Origin of the sequence: Achromobacter denitrificans NBRC 15125 (genome assembly GCF_001571365.1) — a bacterium.
Classification (GTDB): Bacteria; Pseudomonadota; Gammaproteobacteria; order Burkholderiales; family Burkholderiaceae_B; genus Achromobacter; species Achromobacter denitrificans.
In genome coordinates this window covers 1-25120 of record NZ_BCTQ01000002.1, presented here as the reverse complement: position 1 = coordinate 25120, position 25120 = coordinate 1, and the positions used below count along the sequence as shown (strand labels likewise).

Annotated in this window: 20 protein-coding genes; 16 read left to right on the top strand and 4 right to left on the bottom strand. The window is 69.3% G+C overall.

The window, feature by feature from the left end:
* Positions 1–5 precede the first annotated feature (5 nt).
* Genes ADE01S_RS02540 through ADE01S_RS02510 form a run of 7 tightly spaced genes read left to right on the top strand, consistent with a single transcriptional unit; the run spans position 6 to position 8902 of the window.
* Positions 6–1031: an SDR family oxidoreductase gene (locus tag ADE01S_RS02540; RefSeq protein ID WP_062679893.1), complete on the top strand. Its 1026-nt coding sequence runs from the start codon at positions 6–8 to the stop codon at positions 1029–1031.
* A gap of 1 nt (position 1032) precedes the next feature.
* The gene (gene murJ / locus ADE01S_RS02535) at positions 1033–2382 is read left to right on the top strand and encodes a murein biosynthesis integral membrane protein MurJ (RefSeq protein ID WP_062679892.1); all 1350 of its coding nucleotides are present in this window, start codon (positions 1033–1035) and stop codon (positions 2380–2382) included.
* Positions 2383–3525 carry a glycosyltransferase family 4 protein gene (locus ADE01S_RS02530; RefSeq protein ID WP_062679891.1) on the top strand — a complete coding sequence of 381 codons (1143 nt, stop codon included), beginning with the start codon at positions 2383–2385 and terminating at the stop codon, positions 3523–3525.
* 48 nt (positions 3526–3573) lie between these two features.
* Positions 3574–5505, top strand: coding sequence for an asparagine synthase (glutamine-hydrolyzing) (asnB, locus tag ADE01S_RS02525; RefSeq protein WP_062679890.1), 1932 nt, complete (start codon positions 3574–3576; stop codon positions 5503–5505).
* A gap of 3 nt (positions 5506–5508) precedes the next feature.
* On the top strand, positions 5509–6621 hold the full coding sequence (locus ADE01S_RS02520) for a glycosyltransferase family 4 protein (protein ID WP_062679889.1): 1113 nt from the start codon (positions 5509–5511) through the stop codon (positions 6619–6621).
* Positions 6618–7775, top strand: coding sequence for a glycosyltransferase family 4 protein (locus tag ADE01S_RS02515; protein WP_062679888.1), 1158 nt, complete (start codon positions 6618–6620; stop codon positions 7773–7775). The genes ADE01S_RS02520 and ADE01S_RS02515 overlap by 4 nt, the downstream gene beginning before the upstream one ends.
* Complete coding sequence (locus tag ADE01S_RS02510; RefSeq protein ID WP_062679887.1) at positions 7772–8902, top strand: glycosyltransferase family 4 protein; 1131 nt, start codon at positions 7772–7774, stop codon at positions 8900–8902. Before ADE01S_RS02515 ends, ADE01S_RS02510 begins: the two co-directional genes overlap by 4 nt.
* Before the next feature lie 54 nt (positions 8903–8956).
* On the opposite strand, the gene pgi is transcribed toward ADE01S_RS02510, so the two are convergent.
* Together pgi and ADE01S_RS02500 are read right to left on the bottom strand one after the other, a co-directional pair.
* Positions 8957–10510, bottom strand: a complete 1554-nt coding sequence (pgi, locus tag ADE01S_RS02505; RefSeq protein WP_062679886.1) for a glucose-6-phosphate isomerase — start codon at positions 10508–10510, stop codon at positions 8957–8959.
* Positions 10511–10517: 7 nt separating this feature from the next.
* Positions 10518–11909, bottom strand: coding sequence for a phosphomannomutase/phosphoglucomutase (locus tag ADE01S_RS02500; protein WP_062679885.1), 1392 nt, complete (start codon positions 11907–11909; stop codon positions 10518–10520).
* A gap of 328 nt (positions 11910–12237) precedes the next feature.
* Here ADE01S_RS02500 and ADE01S_RS02495 point away from each other — a divergent pair, with 328 nt between their 5' ends.
* The 8 genes from ADE01S_RS02495 (at position 12238) to yihG (ending at position 21296) form a co-directional block, all read left to right on the top strand.
* On the top strand, positions 12238–12873 hold the full coding sequence (locus ADE01S_RS02495) for a BPTD_3102 family carboxylase-like protein (RefSeq protein WP_062679884.1): 636 nt from the start codon (positions 12238–12240) through the stop codon (positions 12871–12873).
* Between the two features lie 123 nt (positions 12874–12996).
* On the top strand, positions 12997–14412 hold the full coding sequence (locus ADE01S_RS02490; RefSeq protein WP_062679883.1) for an FAD-binding oxidoreductase: 1416 nt from the start codon (positions 12997–12999) through the stop codon (positions 14410–14412).
* Positions 14413–14437: 25 nt separating this feature from the next.
* Complete coding sequence (locus tag ADE01S_RS02485; RefSeq protein ID WP_062679882.1) at positions 14438–15154, top strand: response regulator transcription factor; 717 nt, start codon at positions 14438–14440, stop codon at positions 15152–15154.
* A complete protein-coding gene (locus ADE01S_RS02480; RefSeq protein WP_062679881.1) occupies positions 15151–16506 on the top strand; it encodes a sensor histidine kinase in 1356 nt (451 codons plus the stop codon). The genes ADE01S_RS02485 and ADE01S_RS02480 overlap by 4 nt, the downstream gene beginning before the upstream one ends.
* A gap of 63 nt (positions 16507–16569) precedes the next feature.
* Positions 16570–17349 (top strand): phosphatase PAP2 family protein, encoded by a 780-nt coding sequence (locus ADE01S_RS02475; protein ID WP_062679880.1) that lies wholly within the window; start codon positions 16570–16572, stop codon positions 17347–17349.
* An 88-nt stretch (positions 17350–17437) separates the two neighbouring features.
* Complete coding sequence (locus ADE01S_RS02470) at positions 17438–18166, top strand: FadR/GntR family transcriptional regulator (RefSeq protein WP_062679879.1); 729 nt, start codon at positions 17438–17440, stop codon at positions 18164–18166.
* Between the two features lie 147 nt (positions 18167–18313).
* On the top strand, positions 18314–20209 hold the full coding sequence (locus tag ADE01S_RS02465) for an LTA synthase family protein (protein WP_062679878.1): 1896 nt from the start codon (positions 18314–18316) through the stop codon (positions 20207–20209).
* Positions 20210–20393: 184 nt separating this feature from the next.
* On the top strand, positions 20394–21296 hold the full coding sequence (gene yihG, locus ADE01S_RS02460; RefSeq protein ID WP_062680113.1) for a 1-acylglycerol-3-phosphate O-acyltransferase, YihG family: 903 nt from the start codon (positions 20394–20396) through the stop codon (positions 21294–21296).
* 25 nt (positions 21297–21321) lie between these two features.
* On the opposite strand, the gene fahA is transcribed toward yihG, so the two are convergent.
* Positions 21322–22638 carry a fumarylacetoacetase gene (fahA, locus tag ADE01S_RS02455; RefSeq protein WP_062679877.1) on the bottom strand — a complete coding sequence of 439 codons (1317 nt, stop codon included), beginning with the start codon at positions 22636–22638 and terminating at the stop codon, positions 21322–21324.
* A gap of 109 nt (positions 22639–22747) precedes the next feature.
* A complete protein-coding gene (gene hmgA, locus ADE01S_RS02450; RefSeq protein ID WP_062679876.1) occupies positions 22748–24046 on the bottom strand; it encodes a homogentisate 1,2-dioxygenase in 1299 nt (432 codons plus the stop codon).
* 166 nt (positions 24047–24212) lie between these two features.
* On the opposite strand from hmgA, the gene ADE01S_RS02445 reads away from it, so the two are divergent.
* A partial coding sequence (locus tag ADE01S_RS02445) for a LysR family transcriptional regulator (RefSeq protein WP_062679875.1) occupies positions 24213–25120 on the top strand: 908 nt, incomplete at its 3' end.

The following is a 25120-nucleotide window of genomic DNA, read 5'->3' as shown; positions in this document are numbered from 1 at the left end:
GCTGCATGACCACACGCTTTGACACCGTCAAGAACGAACTGTCGTCGTCGCCCCGCAAGTGGCTGGTGACCGGCTGCGCCGGCTTCATCGGCTCGAACCTGCTGGAATCCCTGCTGAAGCTGGGCCAGACCGTCGTCGGCCTGGACAACTTCGCCACGGGCTACCAGCGCAACCTGGATGAAGTCCGCGGCTCGGTCACGCCCGAGCAGTGGGCCCGCTTCACCTTCATCGAAGGCGACATCCGCGACCTGGAAGCCTGCCGCCGCGCGGTGCAGGGCGTCGACTTCGTGCTGCACCAGGCCGCCCTGGGTTCGGTCCCGCGTTCGCTGAACGACCCGATCACCACCAACGAGGTGAACATCGGCGGTTTCCTGAACATGCTGGTGGCGGCGCGCGACGCCGAAGTGAAATCCTTCGTCTACGCGGCGTCCAGCTCCACCTACGGCGACCATCCGGCGCTGCCCAAGGTCGAAGAGAACATCGGCAATCCGCTGTCGCCGTACGCGGTGACCAAGTACGTCAACGAGCTCTACGCCGACGTGTTCGCGCGCTCCTATGGCTTCGAGGCCGTGGGCCTGCGCTACTTCAACGTGTTCGGCAAGCGCCAGGACCCGGACGGCGCGTATGCCGCGGTGATCCCCAAGTGGACGGCCGCGATGATCCAGGGCAAGGACGTCACCATCAACGGCGACGGCGAGACCAGCCGCGACTTCTGCTTCGTGGACAACGCGGTGCAGGCCAACATCCTGGCCGCCATGGCGCCGGCCGAAGGCCGCAACCAGGTCTACAACGTGGCGGTCAGCGGCCGCAGCACGCTGAACCAGCTGTTCGACTTCCTGGCGCAGGCCCTGGGCAATCAAGGCGTGGCCTACGCCAAGAAGCCGGTCTACGGCGAGTTCCGCGCGGGGGACGTGCGCCATTCGCAGGCCGACGTCAGCAAGGCGGGCCGCCTGCTGGGCTACGCGCCCACGCACACCGTGCTGCAGGGCCTGGAAGTGGCCATGCCCTGGTACACGCAATTCCTGCGTTGATTTGAAAGCACTCGTCAGAAAACTCGGCAACATCCACCCGGACCACCAGCGCATTTTCAAGGGCGCGTTCCGGGTGGCGGTGTTTCTGCTGCTGGGCAAGGCCGCCGGCGCCATCAAGGAGATGGCGGTGGCGTACCGCTACGGCGTCAGCGATGCCGTGGACGCCTACCAATTCACGATGACGATGGCCACCTGGCTGCCCGTGACGATCGTGGGCGTGCTGTCGGTGGTCCTGATTCCGGTGCTGGTGCGGCTTCGCCGCGCGGACCAGGCCGAAAAACACGTATTCATCAGCGAGCTGCAGGGCTGGGTGGCCGCGGCCGGCATCGCGCTGGCCCTCTTGACCTGGTTCGCCTGGCCGCAAGTGCTGGGCATGCTCGGGCAGGGCCTGTCGGCCCGCGTCGGCGACATGACCGGGCAGCTTCTGGTGGCGTTCGCGCCCGTGTCGGCCCTGTTGCTCATCGCCGGCATCAGCGCCGCGCGGCTGCGCGCGCAGGAACGGCACGTCAATACCCTGCTCGATAGCGTGCCCGCCGTGGCGACGCTGGCGTGGGTCATGCTGGCGGCCAGCGCCGACGGCGTGGGGCCGCTGCTGTGGGGCACGCTGGTGGGCTATGCCATCCAGACCGTCTGGCTCGCCTGGCTGGCGGCGCGCGCCGACGGCGGATTCTGGGGCGCGCCGCGTCTGTCGCTGCGCTCTCCGCACTGGCCCGAACTCATGAGCGCGGCCGGCGTGATGCTGATCGGCCAGGTGGCCATGAGCTTCGTCGGGCCGCTGGACCAATACACCGCCGCCAACCTGGGCGCCAACGCCAACGCCACGCTGGGCTACGCCAGCCGGCTGCTGTCCTTGCTGCTGGGCATCGGCGCCGTGTCGGTGGGCCGGGCGGCGCTGCCCGTGCTGGCGGACGTGCAGGCCCGCGGCGATACCGGCCGCGCGCGCTCCATGGCGCTGAAATGGTCCGTGCTGATGGTGGGTGCGGGAAGCGCCGCCGTGGCGCTGGGCTGGGTGCTGGCGCCCTGGGGCGTGTCGGTGCTGTTCCAGCGCGGCGCCTTCACCGCGGAAAACACCGAGGCCGTCGCGCACGTGCTGCGCTGGGGCCTGCTGCAACTGCCGTTCTACTTCGGCGTGCTGATCCTGGTGCAGTTGCTGGCGAGCCAGAACCGCTACCGCATCATGGCCGCCATCGCCGTCGCCAACTTCGCGCTGAAGGCGGTGCTGAACACCGTGCTGGCGCCTCGCATGGGAGCGGCCGGCATCATGCTGGCGACCAGCCTCATGTATTTGCTGTCCTTCGCCTGCTACCTGGCGGTGGCATTGCGCAAGGCCGAACCCAGGGAGACCGATTGAATGACGCAGACCGACGCTGGCCGGCCCTTGCGCGTCCTGTTGTTCATCCATTCGCTGCATGGCGGGGGCGCTGAACGGGTGGCCGCCGACCTGAGCGCGCATTGGGCCGGGATGGGCCGCGACGTCATGGTCGTGACGCAGGCGGGCGTCGAGGGCGACGTCTACGCCCTGCATCCCAAGGTGCGCCGCGAGGTGCTGCACACGGCGGGAGAGGGCGGCGGCCTGCGCGGCATCTGGAGCAACGTGCAGCGCGTGCGCGCGCTGCGCCGCGTGGTCCGCGCGTTCCGGCCGGACATCGTGCTGGGCATGATGACGACGGCGTCCGTGCTGTCGGTCCTGGCCTGCGCGGGCCTGTCCTGCCGGGTGATCGCGACGGAACACACCCATCCGCCCTCGCAGACCCTGTCGGGCTTCTGGCAGCGCCTGCGGCGCATGACCTACCCGCGAGCGGCCGGCGTGGTCGCCCTGACCCGCGGCACGGCGGACTGGCTGGACCGGCACGTGCCCGGCTGCCGCCTGGCCGTCATCCCCAATCCGGTGCACTTTCCCCTGCCGCGCGCCGAACCCATCCTGACCCCGATTACGGGCGACGGCCGCAAGCGCCTGCTGGCGGTGGGCCGGCTGCATGCCGACAAGGGTTTCGATCTGCTGATCCAGGCCTTTTCGCAATTGGCGGCATCGCATCCCGACTGGGACTTGGTTATCCTGGGCGAGGGCGAGGAACGGCGCGCCCTTGAGGCGCGGTTGCGGGAAGCCGGGCTGGCGTCGCGCGTCTTCATGCCCGGACGCGCGGGCAACGTCGGCGACTGGTACGACAGCGCCGACCTGTACGTGCTGACTTCGCGCTTCGAAGGCCTGTCCAACACGCTGCTCGAATCCATGGCCAGCGGACTCGCCGCGGTTTCTTTCGATTGCGATACCGGCCCGCGCGAAATCGTGCGGGACGGGGTGGACGGCGTGCTGGTGCGGCCCAACGGCGACGTGCCCGCGCTGGCGAAGGCGCTGGACGCAGCCATGGGCGACGCCGCCGAACGCAGCCGCATGGCGCAGGCGGCCATAGACGTGCGCGACCGCTTTTCGGCCGCGCGCGTGCTGCAGAAATGGCAAGAACTTTTTGACGGCGTGCGCGGACCGGGCCGCTAGGCCTTTCCCGCGTCGCGCCGTTGCTACGGTGACCACGAGAACAACATCATGTGCGGAATAGTCGGTATCTGGGGCCCCATCGGGAACAAGGCGCAAGTGCTGGCGGAAAGCTGCCGCCGCATCCGCCACCGCGGGCCGGACAGCAATGGCTTCTGGGAAGACCCCGGCGCCGAGCTGGCGCTGGCGCACGTCCGCCTGGCGATCCTGGACCTGACCGAAGCGGGCCACCAGCCCATGACCTCCGCCTGCGGCCGCTATGTCATGGTGTTCAACGGCGAAATCTACAACCACCTGGACATCCGCAAGCAGCTCGAACAATCGGCGCTGGCGCCGTCCTGGCGCGGCCATTCCGATACCGAGACGCTGCTGGCCGGGTTCACCTCGCTGGGCATCGAGGCCACCCTGCAGGCCGCGGTGGGCATGTTCGCCATCGCGCTGTGGGACCGCGCCTCGCGCAAGCTGGTGCTGGCGCGCGACCGCATGGGCGAGAAGCCGCTGTACTACGGCTATTCGGGCGCCGAGCTCGTCTTCGCCTCGGAACTCAAGGGGTTGATGCCCATTCCCGGTTTCGGCCGCGAACTGAACCGCAACGCCCTGGCGTCGTTCATGCGGCACAACTACATTCCGGCGCCGCAATCGATCTACGCCGGCATCGCGAAACTGCCGCCGGGCACCTGGGTCGAATTCACGGCCGACGACACCCGCAGCCGCCGCATGCCGGAGCCGCGCGTGTACTGGTCGGCCCGCGAAGCCGCCGACACGGCCGCGAAGTCGCCGCTGTCCTTCGATACGGACGCGCAGGCCGCGGACGCGCTGGAGGGCGTGCTGTCCAAGGCGGTGGGGGGCCAGATGCTGGCCGACGTGAGCCTGGGCGCGTTCCTGTCCGGCGGCATCGATTCGTCCACCATCGTCGCCCTGATGCAGGCGCAGAGTTCGCAGCCCGTGCGCACCTTCGCCATCGGCTTCCATGAAAAAGGCTACGACGAGGCGCAGCACGCCAAGGCCGTGGCTACGCACCTGGGCACCGACCACACCGAGCTGTACGTGACGGCCGACGACGCGCTGGCCGTCGTGCCCTCGCTGGCCGACATGTATGACGAGCCGTTCGCGGATTCGTCGCAGATCCCCACGTCCCTGGTCACGCGCATGGCGCGCCAGCACGTCACGGTGGCGTTGTCCGGCGACGGCGGCGACGAGCTCTTCGGCGGCTATTCGCGCTATTTCCGCGTGAACAAGTGGTGGCAACAGTGCGAACGCATCCCCGCGGTGGTGCGCAAGCCGGGCGGCGCCCTGCTCAGCGCCTCGGCCCTGCTGCCCGGGCGCGGCGCCTGGCGCGGCAAGGTCGGCAAGCTGGGAGAGCTGCTGCGCGCCGATACGCGCGGCGAGTTCTACCGCCACTTCGTGTCGTACTGGGCCGACCCGTCCAGCGTGGTGAAGGGCGGCGTCGAGCCCGTTTCGGAATTCGCGCGCGCCATGCAGGGCTCCACCTTCGAATCCATGATGAAGCTGGACACGGTGACCTACCTGCCGGACGACATCCTGGTCAAGGTGGACCGCGCGGCCATGGCGGTCAGCCTGGAGACCCGCGTGCCGCTGATCGACCACCGCGTGTACGAGTTCGCCTGGAGCCTGCCGCACCGCTACAAGGTGCGCGGCGCCACGGGCAAGTGGCTGCTGCGCCAGGTGCTGTACCGGCATGTGCCGCAGTCGCTGGTGGACCGGCCCAAGCGTGGTTTCGCCGTGCCGCTGGCCGCGTGGCTGCGCGGCCCGCTGCGCGAATGGGCCGACGCGCTGCTGGACCCCTCGCGCTTGCGCCAGGAAGGCTGGTTCGAACCCGAACCGATCCTGCGCAAATGGCGCGAACACACCTCCGGGCACCGCAATTGGGACAGCCACCTCTGGGGCGTGCTGATGATGCAGGCCTGGCTGGACCGCTATCGCAACGGCAAGGATCAGGGAGGAACGGTTGGGAGTCGCTGACGAATGAAAATACTGATGCTGGTCAGTTCCATGCATGCGGGCGGCGCCGAGCGCGTCGCCGCGACGCTGGTGAACGCATGGGCCGAACGCGGAGACGCGGTCACCCTGACGCCGACCTACTCGTCCAAGGGCACCTGCTTCTATCCGCTTTCGGACAAGGTGGAGCTGGCGTGGCTGGCGGATCTGTCGGGCACGCGCGCCTCGGGCGCCATGGCCGCGTTCAAGCGCCTGCTGACGCTGCGCAGGCACATCCGCGACACCCGGCCCGACGTCATCGTGTCGTTCCTGACCAACGTTAACGTGGCCGCCATCCTGGCCACGCGGGGCCTGGGCATACCCCTCATCGTCTGCGAGCGCACCAATCCGGTGGCCGAGACCACCACGGGCACGGTGTGGCGCAAGCTGCGTCGCCTCCTGTACCCGCGCGCCGACATGGTGACGGTGCAGGCTGAGGACACCGCGGGCCCGTTCTCGCGCCAGGTGCCGGGCATCAAGCGCCTGGCCGTCATCCCCAATCCCTTGCCCGCGCCCTTGCTGGACGCGCCGCGCGTGCGGCAGCGCGAGGACGGCCCCCACGAACTGCTGGCGATGGGGCGCCTGGTGACCGACAAGCAATTCGACCTGCTGATCGACGTGTTCGCGCGGCTGGCTGCCGATTTTCCCGACTGGAACCTGCGCATCTGGGGCGAGGGGCCGGAGCGCGCCGCGCTGGAGCAGCAGGTGGCGCGCCTGGGCCTGCAGTCGCGGGTCAGCCTGCCGGGCCGCACGGAAGCGCCCTGGGACGAGCTGGCGCGCGGCCAGGCCTTCGTGCTGAGTTCGCTGGTGGAAGGGTTTCCGAACGTGCTGCTGGAGGCCATGTCCCTGGGCCTGCCTTGCGTGGCATTCGACTGCCCCAGCGGCCCGCGTGAAATGACGCGCGACGGCGAAGACGCGCTGCTGGTGCCCGCCGGCAACCGCGACGCCTTGCGCGACGCGCTGGCCCGCTTGATGGGCGACGTCGCCCTGCGCGAGCAACTGGGCTTGCGCGGCGCCGCCGCCGTCCGGCAGCGCTATGCGCTGGCCAGCGTGCTGGCCGAATGGGACGAACTGTTCGAAGCCGTGAGGGAAGGGCGATGAGCACCCGGACCCTGCGCGTGCTGCATGTCATCACCGGCCTGGGGCAGGGCGGCGCGGAATCCGTGCTGTTCCGCCTGGCCACCTATCCGGAAGCGGGCGTGGAGCACACGGTCATTTCTCTGACCGACGAAGGCATCTACGGCGAGCGCCTGCGCGCCGCCGGCGTGGCCGTGCGGGCGTTGGGCATGAAACGCGGGCGCGTCACCCTGGGCGGCTTCATGGAATTGCGCCGGCTGATCGCCGACGCGCGCCCGGACGCGGTGCAGACCTGGATGTACCACGCCGACCTGATCGGCGGCCTGGCGGCGCGCCTGGCGGGCGTGCGCGCCATCGCCTGGGGCATCCGCAATTCGGGCGAGCATCTCGAACGCAGCAGCCGTTCGGCGCGCCTGGTGCTGCGCGCCTGCGCGTTGCTGTCGGGCCGCGTGCCCAAGGCCATCGTCTGCGCCGCGCAGAAGGCGGCGCAGCGGCATGCGGACAAGGGCTATCGGCGCGACCGGCTGGTGGTGATCTCCAACGGCTACGACCTCTCGCGCTACACGCCTGACGCCGCGGCGCGCGCCCGCGCGCGCGCCGAGTGGGGCGTGGTGGGCGACGCGCCGGTGATCGGCTGCGTGGCCCGCTGGGATCCGCTCAAGGATCACGCCAATCTGCTGCGAGCGGTTGCCGCGCTGGTGCGCGACGGTCGCGACGCCGGGCTGCGCTGCGTGCTAATCGGCCGCGGCATGACGGCCGACAACCCCGAGCTGGGCGCCTTGATCGACCGGCTGGGCCTGCGCGAGCGGCTGGTGCTGGCCGGTCCCAGCGACGACGTGCCGGCCGCCATGAACGGCCTGGACTTGCACGTTCTGTCCAGCTGCGCGGAAGGCTTTCCCAACGTGGTCGCCGAGGCTATGGCCTGCGGCGTCTATTGCGTCGTGACGGATGTCGGCGACGCGGCCTACATCGTGGGCGATACCGGCGTGGTGGTTCCGGCCGAGCAGGCGGAGGCGCTGGCGCGCGGCATCGAGACCGCGCTGCGCGAAGTGGCCGCCCGCGGCCGCGAGCGCGCGGGAGAACCCGCGCGCGCCCGGGTGCTCGAACACTTCGACCTTGCCCGCATGGTGCAAAGCTATATCGCCGTTTGGCGCCGGATTTCAGGAGTCCAGGCATGAGCGCCGGCCGCCTGCTGTTCGTCGTCAACAACCCCGCATTCTTCATGTCGCACCGCGTGCCGGTGGCGCTGGCGGCGCAGCGGGCCGGCTACGAGGTCCACGTCGCCACCATGGACGGGCCCGCCGTGGCCGATATCCAGGCGTTGGGCATGACGCACCACGCCATCCCCATGACGCGCAGCGGCAAGCATCCCTTGCAGGAGCTGGGCACGCTGCTCGCCCTGATACGGCTGTTTCGCCGCGTGCGGCCCCGGATCGTGCACCTGGTCACGATCAAGCCCGTGCTCTACGGCGGCATCGCGGCCCGCCTGACCCGCGTGCCGGGCATGGTGGCGGCGATCTCCGGGCTGGGTTTCGTGTTCCTGTCCAATTCGCTCAAGATGCGGCTGGTGCGGGCGGTGGTGGCGCGCCTGTACCGGCTGGCGCTGGGCCATCCCAACAGCCGCGTGATCTTCCAGAACGCCAGCGACCGCGACCTGCTCGAATCGCTGGGCGCGCTGCGCGCGGGCCAGGCCGTGCTGATCCGCGGCGCCGGCGTGGACCTGGACGCGTACCGCGCCTCGCCCGAGCCGCCGGCCCCGCCCGTGGTCGTCACCATGGTCGCGCGCCTGCTGCGCGACAAAGGCGTGCAGGAGTTCGTGCAGGCCGCCAGGCTGCTGCGCGAGCGCGGCGTGCCGGTGACGATGCAGCTGGTGGGGGGCGTGGACGCGGGCAACCCGGCGTCGGCCACGCAGGAAGACGTGGAGGCGTGGCAGCGCGAAGGCGGCGTCCGCGCCCTGGGCGAGCGCTCGGACGTGGCGGATCTGTACGCGGGCTCGCATATCGCCGTGCTGCCGTCCTACCGGGAAGGGCTGCCCAAGTCCCTGATCGAGGCAGCGGCCTGCGCGCGGGCGGTCGTGACGACCGACGTGCCGGGCTGCCGCGATGCCATCGAACCCGGCGAGACCGGCCTGCTGGTGCCCGTGCGCGACGCGCAGGCGCTGGCGGACGCCATCGCCCGCCTGGCCGAGGACGCGTCCTTGCGCCAGGCCATGGGCGCGGCGGGCAGGGCTCTGGCGGAGAAAGAGTTCGATATCGCGCGCGTCGCCCGCATCCACGTCGAACTCTACGACAAGCTCGGCGCCTGAAGCGTTCCGGCCCGGCGGCCGCCGGGCCTGGCCGCCGCGCTCGGCGGCGAGCGGTCAGTGGCGACGCGCGATCGCGTCGATCCAGTAGCGGGTGGACGGATCCTGTTCGATCGCCTGCGACGAATCCAGATCGTGCATGATGCCCTTGGCCAGGGCCTTGCCGAACTCCACTCCCCATTGATCGAAGGGGTTGATGCCCCAGATCACTCCCTGCGTGAACACCTTGTGCTCGTAAAGGGCCAGCAGCGCGCCCAGCGTATAGGCTTCCAGGCGCGGCAGGACGATGAGCGTGGACGGGCGTCCGCCCGGGTGCACCCGGTGCCGTGCCAGCAGGCGCGCGCGCTCCGGATCGCTTTCGTTGGCCGAGGTCTCGGCCAGCGCTTCCTCGTAGGTCTTGCCTCGCAGCAGCGCCGAGCGCTGCGCCAGGCAGTTCGCGATCAGCAGTTCGTGGTGCCGCGCGTAGGCGTGGTCGGGCTGCTCGCACAGGATGAAGTCCACCGGGGCGCCCCTCGTGTCCTGGTGCAGCCATTGGAAAAACGTGTGCTGGCAGTCCGTGCCCGACATGCCCCACACGGCGGGGCCGGTGGGCACGCCGGCCGGGCTGCCGTCCTGGGTGGCGGTCTTGCCCAGCGATTCCATTTCCAGCTGCTGGGCCCAGGGCACGATGTGGTAGAGCCGCGAGTCGTAGGGGGCGATCACCAGCGAGTCGTAGCCCAGCGCGCTGCGGTTGACCACGCCGGCCAGCGCCATCTGCACCGGCGCGTTGGCATCGATGGGCGCGTGGCGGAAATGCTCGTCCATGGCGGCGGCGCCGGCCAGCAGCTGGTCGAAGGCATCGTTGCCCAGCGCCAGCGCTATCGGCAGACCGATGGCCGACCACAGCGAATAGCGCCCGCCCACCCAGTCCCAGATCTGGAAGATGTGGTCGGGAAGGATCCCGAGGTTGAGCGCGGCTTCGACGTTCGCCGTGACGGCCACGACCTGCTTGATCGGGTCGGCCACGCCGGCGTCGCGCAGCCAGTTCATCGCCACTTCGGCATTGGCCAGCGGCTCGGTGGTGGTGAACGATTTGGAGGCGACGATGACCAGGGTGTCGTGCGGGTCCAGCCGGCTCATCGCGTCGGCGACGGAATGCGAGTCCACGTTCGAGGCGAAGCGCACCTCGCGGCGCGCGCCGCCGTGGCGCAGGGCGCGCGTGACCAGCCTCGGGCCCCAGTCGCTGCCGCCGACGCCCAGGTGCAGCACGCAGCCGTAGCGGCCCGCGGCGTCGGCATTCCGGACGAATTCACGCAGGCGTTCGCGTTCCGCCAGCACGGCCTTGGCCACGCTGGCCGGCGGTTCGGATGCGCGCAGGGCGGTATGCCAGGCAGCGCGTTCTTCGGTCCAGTTTGCGGTGCCGCCATCGAACAGGCGCGCCCGCGCGGCGTCGAAGCCCTGCTGCGCCAGTAGGGCTTCCTCGGCTTCCCGCAGGGCGGGCGAATCGGCCTGCGCGCTCAAGTCCAGGCGCAGCCCCGGAGCGCTGATGAGGCGCAATTGCTCGCCCCGTTTCGGGGCGGAACGCGTCGCGGCGATGAATTGTTGCCACGCGGGGCTGTTCGATAAGGACATGGGCGGTCTAGAAAGGCAGATGGGCTTGCGGGGCGAGTTTGCTCAGTTCACGACGGAAGTCGGCCTGGATGCGCTCCAGCGCGGCGGCCGTCTGCGCTTCGAATCGCAGCACCACCACGGGAGTGGTGTTGGAGGCGCGGGCCAGGCCGAAACCGTCCGGATATTCCGCGCGCACGCCGTCGATGGTGATGACGCGATGCGCGTCGGGGAACTGGCCCTGGTCCTGCAGGGCCTGCACCAGGGTGAAGGGCTGGCCTTCTTCCATTTCGAGCTTGAGTTCGGGCGTGGAGACGTCCTGCGGCAGGGCTTCCAGCATGGCGCAGGGATCGGCCGCGCGCGAGACGATCTCCAGCAGGCGGGCGCCGGTGTAGAGCCCGTCGTCGAATCCGTACCAGCGTTCCTTGAAGAAGATGTGGCCGCTCATTTCGCCGGCCAGCGGCGCGCCGGTTTCGGCCAGCTTGGCCTTGACCAGCGAATGGCCGGTCTTCCACATGAGCGGAACGCCGCCGGCCGCCTCGACCGACAGGCCGACGTGGCGGCTGCATTTCACGTCGTAGATGATGGTGGCGCCGGCGTTGCGTTCCAGCACGTCGCGGGCGAACAGCACCAGCTGGCGGTCCGGCCAGATAATCTGCCCGGACTTCGTGACCACGCCCAGGCGGTCGCCGTCGCCGTCGAACGCCAGGCCCAGTTCGCAGTCGGTCTCGGCCACGCACTTGATCAGGTCCTGCAGGTTCTTGGGTTCGGCGGGGTCCGGGTGGTGGTTGGGGAAGGTGCCGTCCACGTCGCAGAACAGTTCCGTGACGTCGCAGCCCAGGGCGCGGAAAAGCGCCGGCGCGACGGCGCCGGCCACGCCGTTGCCGCAATCGATGGCGATCTTCATGGGACGCGCCAGCTTGATGCCGGAGGCCACGCGGGCGACGTAGGCCGCCACCAAGTCCAACTGGCGGCGCGTGCCGGCGCGCGGGGCCGCGGCCGGGGCGGCGGCGTTCATGGTCGCGGCGAGGGACTGCACGTCGTCGCCGTACAGGGCGCGTCCGCCCATCATCATCTTGAAGCCGTTGTACTTGGGCGGGTTGTGGCTGCCCGTGATGGCCACGCCCGAGCCCGTCTGCATGACGTTGGCGGCGAAATAGACCAGCGGGGTGGGCACCATGCCGATGTCCAGCGTATCCACGCCGCCTTCCAGCATGCCTTCCTGCAGCGCCACCGACAGCATTTCGCTGCTCAGGCGGCCGTCGCGGCCCACGACCAGCGTTTGTATCCCTTGTTCGAGCGCGCGAGCGGCCAGCGCCGCGCCCAGCGAGCGGGCGAAGCGGGCGTCGATCAGGTCCGGCACGGTGCCGCGGATGTCATAGGCCTTGAAGACTGCGGCGGGAAATTGCGTGTTGTTGCCCACGGATATTCCTTCGATAAGGGGTTACAGCGCGGGTCCTGGCTAGGTTTTTAATGGTAAACCCGGATATCGAGACGCGCCTGGCAAAGGGCCAAGGCGGAATTATCCCCCATTGGAGGTCGGCCTTCATCCGACGGATGGCTTAGGGCATATGCCACGGCGTCGGATTTGCCCTGGTTTGGTGCGCCCGCGGGGGCGATTGCGCCTTGTTCCGGTGCCGCCCCGGAGCCCCCGCGCCGGGGTGTCGCAGGAGGGGCGCGCATGGCATGGAACTTGCTCGACACCCGAAGGTGATACGCTTGCTATGCAAGCAGAAAGACCGGGAGGGGCCATGGGTGCCAAAGTTTCTACTGTCATGTCATCGAGGGGCGCCACCAGCCGGCGGGGGCCTCCCACGGACCATGCCGGGCCGGCACCGGGCCGCGAGCGCCGGCTCGACATCCATGTATTCGTCGCCGAATCCGGCGGATTGGCCACCGGCCGCGCCTGGGAGCGCTGCGTCTGGCGCGAGGCCCGCGTGCTGATCGCCGAATGCCCGGCGCCGCACCTGCCGTCTTCCGTCGAGAACGCCCTGCGCGCCGTCGCCGCCGACGTGGCGCGGGACCGCGGCTGGCAGGGCATGGGCACGGTCGCCTTCGCGCTGGACGACCGCAGCGGCGTATTCCGAGTGATCGACGCGCAGGCGCAGGCGCAGGCGCATTCGGGCTCGGCCACGGCCGACTTCGAACCCGTCGCCGGCCACGCGCTGGAGGTGCGCATCGACGGCTGCGTGGATCGCCGCCTGCCGTGCACCCGCTTGCTGGTTTGCGGGGCGACCCGCGGCGAGGCCTTGCGCCGCGCCTACCGGGCCCTGTCCGAAATGCCCGGGCCGGCCGGCATCGACCGCGCCTTCCTGATGAACCGCATCGCGTCGCGGGCCTTTTGCTCCGGCCTCACGGGCACGCGCCTGGACCAGGCGGTGGGCTAGGGCTCGGCCCGGCCCCTGGTTTCCCCCCGCTGCGGCCGCGCGCGGCGCTTCAGCCCCTACAATAGCCCGCACCTACCCCGATCCCGCGCCTGGGCGCGACCAGGCTTTTCCAGTGCGGCCCATATGACTTTGCTCAGCGATCTACAGTCCCTCCTGGGTTCCTCCCACGTGCTGACCGGCGCCGACGCCGAGTCCTACGTGCTGGACTGGCGCCGCCGCTATCGCGGCGCGGCGCTGGCGGTGATCCGCCCCGGTTCCACCGAGGAAGTGGCGGCGGCGGTGAAACTGTGCGCCAGGCACGGCGCGCCGGTGGTGCCGCAAGGCGGCAATACCGGGCTGTGCGGGGGCGCGACGCCAGACGCTTCCGGCACGGCGATCGTCCTGTCCACCTCCCGGCTGACCGCGGTGCGCGGCCTGGATACCGACAACGACACCATCACCGTGGAAGCGGGCTGCGTCCTGCAGGCCGTGCAGGAAGCGGCCGCGGCCGCGGATCGCCTGTTTCCCCTGAGCCTGGCCGCGGAAGGCAGCTGCACCATCGGCGGCAACCTGGCGACCAACGCCGGCGGCACGCAGGTGCTGCGCTACGGCAACACGCGCGACCTGACCCTGGGCCTGGAGGTCGTGACGGCGGACGGCGAGATCTGGAACGGCTTGCGCGGCCTGCGCAAGGACAACACCGGCTACGACCTGCGCGACCTGTACATCGGCAGCGAGGGCACGCTGGGCATCATCACGGCCGCCACGCTGAAGCTGTTCCCGCGGCCCGTGGCCTCCTGCACCGCCTTGCTGACGCTGGACAGCATCGACGACGCCGTGGAGATGCTGTCGCGCGCCCGCGCCGGGTTCGGCGCCGCCCTGACCGGCTTCGAACTCATGAGCGGCGCCTGCCTGCAAGCGGTCGTGCGCCTGTTTCCGCAGCAGCGCCTGCCGTTCGAAGGCGCGTCCGCGGCCTCGCCCTGGTTCGCGCTGCTCGAACTGTCCGACAGCGAAAGCGAGGCGCACGCGCGCGAGCGCTTCGAGGCCGTGCTGGGCGCCGCCATCGAGGGCGGCCTGGTCAACGACGCGGCCATCGCCGCCAATGTGGCGCAAAGCAAGGCCCTGTGGCACTTGCGCGAGAGCATTCCGCTGGCCGAGGCCGAGCTGGGCAAATCGGTCAAGCACGACGTGTCCATCCCCATTTCCGCCATCGCGGGCTTCGTGCACAAGACCAACGCCCTGCTGCAGGCGCGCTTCCCCGGCGTGCGCCACGTGATCTTCGGCCACCTGGGCGACGGCAACCTGCATTACAACGTGGCCCATGCGCCGGGGCAGACCGAATCGGAACTGCTGGCGCTGCAAGGCGACATCTATGGCGTGGTGCACGACAGCGTGCACGCGCATGCCGGCTCCATCAGCGCCGAGCACGGCGTGGGCCAGCTAAAGCGCGACGAACTCCCCCGCTACAAGAGCCCGGTGGAACTGGCGCTGATGCGCAAGATCAAGGACGCGCTGGACCCGCGGGGAACGATGAATCCCGGCAAGGTCCTGCAGGCCTAGGGCGCGGAACGGGGGAACCGAGACCATGGCACCGAGTCCCGCGGCAGGCGCGAATTGCAGAGTCCTCATCGTCGAGGATGACCCCATCATCGCCGGCAATCTGTATACCTTCCTGGAGACCCGCGGCTTCCTGCCCGACACGGCCTATTCCGGGCCGGCGGCGTTGCAGCGCCTGGCGGAGCAGCGCTTCGACGCCATGATCCTGGACATCGGCCTGCCCGGGATGGACGGCAATGCCGTGCTGCACACGCTGCGCAGCGAAAGGCGGCTGGACCTGCCGGTGCTGATGCTGACGGCGCGCGACAGCCTGGAGGACAAGCTGGCCGGCTTCTCCCACGGCGCCGACGACTATCTCACCAAGCCTTTCGCGCTGCTGGAAGTGGAAGCGCGCCTGCTCGCGCTGATCCAGCGCGCCAAGGGATCGACCGTGGATTCGGTGCGGGCCTTCGGCCCGCTGCAGTACGACACCCGCAGCCGCGCCGTGTCGGTCAACGGCGCTCCCGTCCACCTGACGCGCAAGGCCGGTCTCATCATCGAGGCGCTGCTGCGCGATCCCGGCAGGGTGGTGTCGCGCGAGGAACTGGAATCGGTGCTGTGGGGCAATGAGCCGCCTTCCTCGGACGCCTTGCGCAGCCAGGTGCACCTGTTGCGGCGCGCGCTCGCCGACGCCGGTTTCGATGGCATCGAAACCATCCACGGCACCGGCTGGCGCCTGTCGCTGGACGGCGAGACGGCGCAATGAAAACCACCTCGGGCGGCACCCTGACCCAGCGCGTCGTGTGGGCGCTGACGGGGACGGTCGCGCTGTTCGTCACGGCGCTCGCCCTGCTGGCCTACCTGACCTTCGACCAGATGGAAGACGATCTGGTCAACGACATCCTGAACACCGAAATGGACCGGCTCGTCCAGCATGCGCGCGTCAGCGACGGTTTCCTGCCGCGCGAAGGCGTGCGCGAACTGGGAGGCTCCATGCGCGCCTGGGTCAGCGTGGGCGGAAACCGGCCCGCCGGCATCCCGGAAGAGATCCTGTCCCTGGACAACGGTCTGCACCTGATCGAGCCGGGCGCATACACCTGGCACGTCATGGTGGCCGAAACGGGCCGCGGCAAGGTGTATCTGCTGTACGACGCGACCGACAACGAAGAGCGGGTCCATGACTTCGGCCTGATCGTGCTGGGCGTGGGCGCCATCTGCGTGGTGGGCGCCTATGCCCTGTCGCGGCGCGTCGCGGCCGTGGCGGTCGGCCCGCTGCTGGACCTGACCGACCGGCTGGCGACCTGGGCGCCCGGCTCGCCCGACATGGCCGTAACGCGCGACGACGAAGCGGGGCGGCTGATCGAGGCCTTCAACCGGGTGCAGAACCAGGTCGACCGCTCCATCGCCCGCGAGCGCGAATTCGCGGGCAACCTGAGCCATGAGGTGCGCACGCCCCTGGCCGCGATCCGTTCGGACAGCGAACTGATGCTGCTGACCCAGGCGCTCACGCCGGACCAGCGGCAGCGCCTGACCCGCGTGGTGGACAACGTGGACGACGTCATCGTCAGCCTGGAGAGCGCCCGCGCCATGGCGCGCGACGAGCTGCGTCCGCCGGAGCCGGTGGATCTGTCGGCCTGCATGGAAGATGCCTGGCGCGGCTACGAGGCCCAGGCGGAGCTGGCCGGGCTGCGTTTCGACAACCGGATCACCGCCGGGCAGGTCCGCACCCTGGACCGCTACGCCTTGCTGACGGTGCTGCGCAACCTGGTCCGCAATGCCGTGGAACACGCGGCGCCGGCGACGCTGACGGCCCGCTTGGCCGACGGCGGAATGGAACTGGGCGACGACGGCAAGGGCATCGCCGCCGACGACCTGCCGTTCCTGTTCCGCCGCTACTACAGCGGCCGCATGCGGGATTCCGGCAGGGCGACGGCCGACGAGACGGCCCGCGGCCTGGGGCTGGCGATCGCCAAGCGGGTCTGCGACATGCAGGGCTGGTCCCTGACGGTGGAGTCCTCGCGGGAGGGCGAATCGAGAGGAACCCGCTTCACCCTGCGTTTCGAAGGTGGAATCGAGCAACAGTCGACCGCGGCGGCGGGCGCGCAAACGGGAATTTGACGAATTTTCGACTGTGGGCGGCTTACGCTTTCCGTTTGCCCGACGCGCCTTCCGTCCCCCACCATGCCGCCCTTATCTCTGCCCGCGCTACGCAAGCCGACGGCCGCCTCGTACCTGTTCAGCCACGTCATCGCGGTTACGCTCGTCCTGGCCTGCCTGGCCTGGTGGGCCAACGCTTCCGGGCTGGACCTGCGCATCGCGCGGGCGCTGTTCGATGCGGCCCTGGACGATTTCCCCCTGCATTCCAACCGTTGGCTCGACCTGATCGGCCATCGCATGGTGCTGGCCCTGCCGATAGGCATCGCGCTGGCGGCGGTGGGGGTGGCGGCGGCCAGCTACCGCATCCCGGCCTGGCGGCCCTGGCGCGGGCCGGCGCTGGCCGTGGCGGCAACCTGCCTGGCCGGCCAACTGCTGGTGAACCAGCTGAAGCATCACACCACGCTGCCCCGTCCCTATGACCTGGATACGCTGGGCGGCTACACCCCCTATCCCCTGCACTGGTGGACCTGGGCGCGCGCGAAGGCCGGGGGCGCCTTGCCCAGCGGCCACGCCGGCGCGGGCTATTCGATGCTGGCCCTGTATTTCGCGGGGTGGGCGCTGGGGCGGCCCGCCTGGCGCTGGTGGGGGCTGGCCATAGGCATCCTCGCGGGCGCGGGCTTTTCCGTGGTCCGCATCCTGCAGGGCGCCCATTTCCTGAGCCAGACGCTCTGGTCGGCCGCGCTACTGTGGTTCCTGGCGGCCGTCTTCTTCTCTCCCCTGATCGCGGCTCGTCGGGGCGGCCTGTCCGCCGGCCTGCGCGGGCCGGGCAGCGTCGGCGACGCCAAGGGCGGCAAGCGGGCCTGAGGGGAGCGCGGCGGTACCCCCCACGTATAATCGACAAGCGCGAGGATTCAGCGTCTCGCTTTGTGCAACCGCTTTCGGATCCTCCCTGATGAACGCTCCCGCCGATTCTCCCGTCCTGCCGCGGCGCCGTCCCCGAAGCCTGGCCCAGGGCCTGGTCGAAAGCATCTCGGAGCGTATCCGCGGCGGCGAGATCCGGCCTGGCGACAAGCTGCCGACCGAATCCGAAATCATGCGCCAGTTCGGCGTCAGCCGGACCGTCGTGCGCGAGGCGCTGTCCCGGCTCCAGGCGTCGGGCCTGGTCGAAACCCATCACGGCGTGGGCACCTATGCCCTGGAACCCAGCGGCGGCACCGATTTCCGGGTGGATCCGGCCGACATCGCCACCGTGCGCGACGTGCTGGTGCTGCTGGAGCTGCGCATCTGCCTGGAAAGCGAAGCCGCGAGCCTGGCCGCCGGCCGGCGCACCGACGCGCAATTGCACGATATGCGGCGCGCGCTGGACGCGTTCAAGGGCGCGCTGGAAAGCGGCGGCGATACCGTCACGCCGGACTTCCAGTTCCACCTGCTGATCGCGCAATCCACCGACAACCGCTATTTCGCGGATCTCATGTCGCACCTGGGATCGGCCATCATTCCGCGCACCCGCATCAATTCGGCGAAGTTCGCGCACGAGGACCGCTCCGCCTACCTGGCGCGCGTGAACCTTGAGCACGAAGACATCTACGGCGCCATCCTGCGCCAGGATGCCGAGGCCGCGCGCGCGGCCATGCGCACGCACCTGAGCAACAGCCGCGAACGCCTGCGGCGCGCGCAATAGGACGGGCCGGCGGGTAAGCCGCGCCAAACCGCGTTAATCTTGCCCGTTTTCTTTTTTTCGACGACGAGGCGGCATGGTTCTGCTCGGCATACAAAGCAGCGTTTTTTTCACTGAGCAGGCTATCCACGGCCGGCGGGGGGCCGATTCATGCGCCGGCTGACACTACGCTTCATCATTGCCATCCTGGCGCTGCTGACCCTGTCGCGCCTGGGGCTGGCCTTCTGGATGTGGGACCGCGTGCAGGCGGCGGGCGGGCTGGCGCCGCTGCTGTGGGGCGGATTGCGCATCGACGTCTGCCTGATGTCGATGGTGATCGCGCTGCCCGCGGTCTTTTCCCCCTGGTTCGGACACCGGCCGCTGGCCGCCCGCATCACCGCGTGGTGGTTCCGCGTCTGGTGGATGCTTTACGTGCTGCTGGAAGTCTCCACGCCCCAGTTCATCGCCGAATACGATACGCGGCCGAACCGCCTGTATTTCATCTACCTGCTCAACCCGAAGGAAGTCGGGTCCATGCTGTGGCAGGGCTACAAGGGCGTGCTGCTGGCGGCCTTCGTGGTGCTGGTGATCGCCGCGTGGATGGCGGTCAGGCTGTTCCCGACCCGGGCGCGCGATCCCTTCATGGCCTGGTGGAAGCGGCCGGTGGCTTCGTTCGTGATCCTGGCGCTGGTGTTCCTGGGCGCTCGCGGCACGCTGGAGCACCGGCCGATCAATCCCGCCAAGGTTGCGTTCAGTTCCGACGCGATGGTCAACGCCCTGGCGCTCAATTCCCTGTACAGCGTGTTCGACGCGGCCTATCGCATGCGCGACGAGCGTTCCTCCGCCGCGATGTATCCCAGGATGGCGGTGGACGAGATGAACGCCATCGTGCGCGAGAAGGCCGGCATGGCGGGCGCGCCGCTGGACCCGCGCTATCCCAGCCTGCATGAGCAGAAGGCCACGGTGCGCCGGGACAAGCCGCTGAACGTGGTGATCATCCTGCAGGAAAGCCTGGGGGCGCAGTACGTGGGCAGCCTGGGCGGGCGCGACCTGACGCCCAATATCGACCGGCTGGGCAAGGAAGGCTGGATGTTCCACCGCGCCTACGCCACGGGCACGCGCTCGGTGCGGGGCATCGAGGCGGTCACGGCGGGCTTTCTGCCCAGCGTGGCCGACGCCGTGGTGAAGCTGCCGCGTTCGCAGACCGGCTTCTTCACGCTGGCGCAGCTGCTGGGCAAGCACGGCTACCATTCGCGCTTCGTGTACGGCGGCGAATCGCATTTCGACAACATGCGCGCCTTCTTCCTGGGCAACGGCTTCGACGAAATCGTGGATCGTCCCAAGTTCGTGAACCCCGTGTTCGAGGGATCCTGGGGCGCTTCGGACGAAGACATGTTCAACCAGGTGGACCGCCTGCTGCGCGCCGACGGCGACAAGCCGGTGTTCACGCTGGCGTTCTCGGTCACCAACCATTCGCCCTGGGAGTATCCGGCGGGGCGCATCACGCCCGTCGGCGATCCCGCCACCGTGGACAACACGGTGCGCTACGCGGATTGGGCGCTGGGCCAATTCTTCGAGAAGGCGAAGCAGGCGCCGTACTGGAACAATACGGTGTTCCTGGTGATCGCGGACCATGATTCGCGGGTCTACGGCTCGATTCCGGTGCCGGTGCGGCACTTCCAGATCCCGGCGCTGATCCTCGGCGCCGGCATCGCGCCCCGCCAGGACGAGCGCCTGGTCAGCCAGATCGACATGGCGCCCACGCTGCTGTCGCTGATCGGCCTGGACAACGTGAACCCCATGCTGGGCGTGGACCTGACGCAGCGCGACCCGAACCGCGCCCTGATGCAGTACGCCGACAACTTCGGCTACCTGCGGGGCGACAAGTTGTTGGTGCTGGAGCCGTCCAGGACGCCGCGGGAGTTCCGCTACGTGGCCGCGCCGGTGGGCCGGGACGAGACCTACGAGCCGGTGGAGCCCGCGGATCCGCAACTCACGGAAGAAGCGCTGGCGCATGCGCTATGGGCGAGCTGGGCCTATCGCGAGGAGAAATACCGCCTGCCTTGACGCGGGGAGGGCGGTGCGCGCCATGCGCGCGCTTGATCCTGCGCAAAGCGATGTTGGAGCGCGGAGCGGCACACTGGCGCCCATGACTTTTCCAGACCAGACCCCGGAAGCGGACCCTGCGGCCGCCGCGCGCCGCGGCGCGGACGATCCCGTCGCCACCCCGCGGCGGCGCCGCGCGTTCCCCGTGCCGCGCGGGCGGTTCGCATGGATCACGGGCGCCTTCAGCGTGCTGCTGCTGGCCGTCAGCACGCTGTTCTGGTGCCTGCTGCTGTTCCCCGTGGCCCTGCTCAAGCTGATTCTGCCCTTCGCCGCGGTCAGGCGGCGCGTCGACCCGCTGCTCAACGCCATTGCGACGGCCTGGGTGTCCAGCAACGCCGGCTGGTTCGCCCGCATCCAGCAGGCGCAATGGGACGTCCAGGGCAACGCCGGCCTGCGCTACGCGGACTGGTACCTGGTCAATTGCAATCACCAGTCGTGGGTGGACATCTTCGTCCTGCAGCACACGCTGAACCGGCGCATTCCGCTCTTGAAGTTCTTCCTGAAGCACCAGCTGATCTACGTGCCGGTGATCGGCCTGGCCTGGTGGGCGCTGGACTTCCCGTTCATGAAGCGCCATGGCAAGGCCGAGCTGCGGCGCAACCCGGCCCTGGGGCGCGAGGACCAGGAGGCCGCGCGGCGCGCCTGCGCCAAGTTCTCACTGGTGCCGACCAGCGTGATGGTGTTCGCCGAAGGCACGCGCTTCACCGAGGCCAAGCGCGCGGCGCAGGCGTCGCCCTACCGCCACCTGCTGAAGCCCAAGGCGGGCGGACTGGCGGTGGCGCTGAACGCGATGGGCGCGCGCTTTCGTTCGATGATAGACGCCACTATCGCGTATCCGGAAGGCATACCCAGCTTCTGGGACCTGGCTTGCGGCCGCGCCGGCCCGGTGGCCGTGCGCATGCGTCAGCTGCCGGTGCCGCCCGAATTCTGCGACGCCGACTACACGCGGGACAAGGCCTTCCGCACGGAATTCCACCATTGGCTGGGCCAGCAGTGGCAGGCCAAGGACGATGAGGTCGAGCGGCTGACGGCGCGCCGCGCCGCCTGAGCGCGGGCGCCGCCAGCCTGGCGCATCAGGCGCGCGCCGGCAGCACCGTGCCCGCGCTTTCGCCGAAGCCGATCCGCGGGTAGCCCGCCTTCACGCATTCGGCCCGCATGATGATCTGGTCGCCGTCCTGCAGGAAGGTGCGCTTTTCGCCCCACGGCAGGTCGATCGGCGACTTGCCGCCGTTGGTCAGTTCGAGGAGCGAGCCGGCTTCGGAGGCCTGCGGGCCGGACAGCGTGCCCGTGCCCAGCATGTCGCCCGGCTGCAGGTTGCAGCCGTTGACCGTGTGGTGCGTGATCAGCTGGGCCACGTTCCAGTAGGCGTCGCGGAAGTTGCTGCGCGACAGCGCGGCGGGCGCGAGCTTCTCGGCGCGCGATTTCTCGGTGGTCATCAGCACCTGCATCTGCACGTCGAAGGCGCCCTTGGCGCGGTTGGCGTCGGACGCCAGGTAGGGCATCGGCTGGGGCTCGGACGGGCCGCGGTTCCACTGCGTGCGGAACGGCTCCAGCGCTTCCATGGTGACGATCCAGGGCGAAATCGTGGAGGCGAAGTTCTTGGCCAGGAAGGGGCCGAGGGGCTGGTATTCCCAGGCCTGGATGTCGCGGGCCGACCAGTCGTTCAGGATGCACAGGCCGAACACGTGCGATTCGGCGTCCGCCAGGACGATGCGGTCGCCCTGGGTGTTGCCGGTGCCCACGAAGATGCCCAGTTCCAGTTCGTAGTCCAGACGGGCGCAGGGGCCGAATTGCGGCGCTTCGCCTTCGTTGGCGGGGCGGGTCTGGCCGACGGGGCGGGGGAATTTCTGGTCCACGCCGATGCTGGAGGCGCGGCCGTGGTAGCCGATGGGCACCCACTTGTAGTTCGGCAGCAGGGGGTTGTCGGGACGGAACTGCTTGCCCACCGCCGTGGCGTGGTGCACCGAGATGTAGAAGTCGGTGTAGTCGCCGATGCGCGCCGGCGTGGCGTATTCCGCGTCGGCCTGGGCCACCAGCAGCGGCGCGACGGTGTCTCGCAGGGCGGCGCCTTCGCGCAGCGCGCGCGACAGGGCCAGGCGCAGCGCGCTCCAGTGGGCCTGGCCCAGCGCCATCAATCCGTTCAGGCTGTCGGCCGAGCAGGCCGCCAGGGCTTCGGCGGCCTGGCCTTCGAAGGGCTGCTTGGCGGCCAGCGCGGCCAGGTCCAGGATCTGGTCGCCGATGGCGACGCCCACCCGGAACGGCTCGGACGAGCCCTTGCGGCGGAACGCGGCGTAGGGCAGGTTCTGCACCGGGAAATCCGACGCGTTCGAATTGGCGCTGGCAACCCAGCTCTTCAGGGACGGGTCGTGGGTTTCATTGATGGTGGTCATGGCTGCGTGTCTCGTTGAGTGTAGTGATGCCGATGTCGAAAAAGCCAAATGCCAAACGGCGATGCGCTTGCGCGCATCGCCGCGGGCGTGGAAAGCCGGGGCTTTCGCGTCACGCCTTGCCGGGGTCGAAATGCTTGGCCAGGCCCTGCCAGCACCGGTAATAGTCGCCCTGCAATTCTACCGAGGCAAGCGCCTGTTCCGTCGGGCGGATGACGCGCCGGGTTTCGAACATGAACGCCATCGTGTCGCGGATGTAGTGGGCCGTGCTGGTATCGGCGTGCGAAGCCTTTTCGAAGGTCTCCGCGTCGGGGCCGTGGCCGCTCATGCAATTGTGCAGGCTGGCGCCGCCGGGGGCGAAGCCGTCGGCCTTGGCGTCGTAGACGCCCTGGATCAGGCCCATGAATTCGCTGGCGATGTTGCGGTGGAACCAGGGCGGACGGAAGGTGTTCTCCATGGCCAGGATGCGCGGCGGGAAGATCGCGAAGTCCATGTTGGCCGTTCCCGGGGTGTCGGACGGCGCCGTCAGCACGGTGAAGATCGAGGGGTCCGGATGGTCGTAGCTGATCGAGCCGACGGTGTTGAAGTTGCGCAGGTCGTACTTGTACGGCGCATGCGTGCCATGCCAGGCCACCACGTTAAGCGGGGAATGGTCGATGGAGGCGCGCCAGAAGCCGCCCGTGAACTTGGCGATCAGTTCGAAATCGCCATCCAGGTCCTCGTACCAGGCCACCGGCGTCTTGAAGTCGCGCACGTTGGCCAGGCAGTTCGAGCCGATCGGGCCCAGTTCGGGCAGACGCAGCGCCGCGCCGAAGTTCTCCAGCATGTAGCCGCGGGCGGAACCGTCGAGCAGTTCCACGCGGAAACGCACGCCGCGCGGGATGACGGCGATTTCGAGGGGCTCCAGGTCGATCAGGCCGAGCTCGGTGGCCAGGCGCAGGCGGCCCTGCTGGGGAACCAGCAGCAGTTCGCCGTCGGCGTTGTAGAAGTAACGGCCCTCCATCGAACGGTTGGCCGCGTACAGGTGGATGCCCACGCCGCCCTGTTCGTCGGGGCCGCCGTTGCCGCCCCAGGTTTTCATCCCTTCCAGGAAGTCCGTGGGGACGGTCGGGATCGGCATCGGGCTCCAGCGCAGCTGGTTCGGCGTCACCGGCCCGTGGCCGAACGTGCTGAGCCAGCCGGAGATGCCCTCGAACGGTTCGAAGGGCTTGTGCTGGGCGCCCGGGCGGATGCGGTAGAGCCAGGAGCGGCGGTTTTCGCTGCGCGGCGCCGTGAAGGCGGTGCCGGACAACTGCTCGGCATACAGGCCATACGGGCATTGCTGCGGCGAATTGCGGCCCAGCGGCAGCGCGCCGGGCAGGGCTTCGGTGGCGCAATCGTTGCCGAAGCCGGTTTGGTATTGCAGTTCCATGGAATCCTCCTGGGCGGCGGCGCGGTGCTTGGCCGCGCGGCCTGGTTCAGATGGCCCGTCCGGATGGGGTCCGCAGGGCGATATGCCATTGTCGGAAAAAAACCCCGTTGCGGCTACGGGAATGCAAAAATAGAGACTATAAATTTTGTGAATAGTGGAGGGCCGCATGGCCGAGCTGCGCGACGTCGACCTGAATCTGCTGCTGCTGTTCCAGCACCTGCTGGAAGACCGAAACCTGTCCGCCGTGGCTCGCCGCATGGACCTGTCGCAGCCGGCCGTCAGCAACGGCCTGCGCCGCCTGCGCGAGGCGTTCGGCGACGACCTGTTCGTGCGCACGGGGCAGGGCATGCTGCCCACCCCCCGCGCGCAGCGCCTGGCCGGGCCCGTCAGCGAAGCGCTGACCATGCTGTCGCAGGCGCTGCGGGACCAGGACGTCTTCGATGCCGCGACCAGCACCCGGCGGTTCCGGGTTGCGATGACGGACGTGGGCGAAATCCATTTCATGCCCCGGCTGATGGAAGTCTGCGTGCAGGTCGCGCCGCAGGTGCGCATCGATTCCGTGCGCGTGCAGGGCCCGGACCTGCCCCGCGAAATGGAGGCCGGCCGGGTCGACCTCGCCATCGGGGCCTTCGATGAAATGGGGGCGGGGACCTTGCAGCGCATGCTGTTTCGCCAGGGCTACGCAACCCTGTTCCGGCAGGCGCACCCGACGGCGCACGCGGGCATGGGAATCAAGGCCTTTCGCGCCGAACGCCATCTGATCGTGTCGCGGGCCGCGCCCTACGGGCAGGTCAATCAATCCATGGAGCGGGCGGGCGTGGACCTGGCCGAGCACTTCAGCGTGCCGCATTTCTCGGCCGTGCCCTACATCGTGAGCGCCACCGACCTGCTGGCGACCGTGCCCGAGAAACTGGCCGCCAGCGCCGCGCCGCCGTTCGGCCTGCGCTACATGACCCCGCCGGTAAAAGTGCCCGCCCTGCAGACCAACATGTACTGGCAGCGCAGGATGGACCGCGATGGCGGCAACCAGTGGCTGCGCGCGCTGATCGTCAATACGTTCGCGGTGGGTGGTGC

Bases quoted from the DNA above. Each gene is read 5' to 3' on its own strand.
- ADE01S_RS02540 (WP_062679893.1), top strand. From the start codon at position 6: ATGACCACACGCTTTGACACCGTCAAGAACGAACTGTCGTCGTCGCCC.
- ADE01S_RS02530 (WP_062679891.1), top strand. From the start codon at position 2,383: ATGACGCAGACCGACGCTGGCCGGCCCTTGCGCGTCCTGTTGTTCATC.
- asnB (WP_062679890.1), top strand. From the start codon at position 3,574: ATGTGCGGAATAGTCGGTATCTGGGGCCCCATCGGGAACAAGGCGCAA.
- ADE01S_RS02520 (WP_062679889.1), top strand. From the start codon at position 5,509: ATGAAAATACTGATGCTGGTCAGTTCCATGCATGCGGGCGGCGCCGAG.
- ADE01S_RS02515 (WP_062679888.1), top strand. From the start codon at position 6,618: ATGAGCACCCGGACCCTGCGCGTGCTGCATGTCATCACCGGCCTGGGG.
- ADE01S_RS02510 (WP_062679887.1), top strand. From the start codon at position 7,772: ATGAGCGCCGGCCGCCTGCTGTTCGTCGTCAACAACCCCGCATTCTTC.
- pgi (WP_062679886.1), bottom strand. From the start codon at position 10,510: ATGTCCTTATCGAACAGCCCCGCGTGGCAACAATTCATCGCCGCGACG.
- ADE01S_RS02495 (WP_062679884.1), top strand. From the start codon at position 12,238: ATGGGTGCCAAAGTTTCTACTGTCATGTCATCGAGGGGCGCCACCAGC.
- ADE01S_RS02490 (WP_062679883.1), top strand. From the start codon at position 12,997: ATGACTTTGCTCAGCGATCTACAGTCCCTCCTGGGTTCCTCCCACGTG.
- ADE01S_RS02485 (WP_062679882.1), top strand. From the start codon at position 14,438: ATGGCACCGAGTCCCGCGGCAGGCGCGAATTGCAGAGTCCTCATCGTC.
- ADE01S_RS02480 (WP_062679881.1), top strand. From the start codon at position 15,151: ATGAAAACCACCTCGGGCGGCACCCTGACCCAGCGCGTCGTGTGGGCG.
- ADE01S_RS02475 (WP_062679880.1), top strand. From the start codon at position 16,570: ATGCCGCCCTTATCTCTGCCCGCGCTACGCAAGCCGACGGCCGCCTCG.
- ADE01S_RS02470 (WP_062679879.1), top strand. From the start codon at position 17,438: ATGAACGCTCCCGCCGATTCTCCCGTCCTGCCGCGGCGCCGTCCCCGA.
- ADE01S_RS02465 (WP_062679878.1), top strand. From the start codon at position 18,314: ATGCGCCGGCTGACACTACGCTTCATCATTGCCATCCTGGCGCTGCTG.
- fahA (WP_062679877.1), bottom strand. From the start codon at position 22,638: ATGACCACCATCAATGAAACCCACGACCCGTCCCTGAAGAGCTGGGTT.
- hmgA (WP_062679876.1), bottom strand. From the start codon at position 24,046: ATGGAACTGCAATACCAAACCGGCTTCGGCAACGATTGCGCCACCGAA.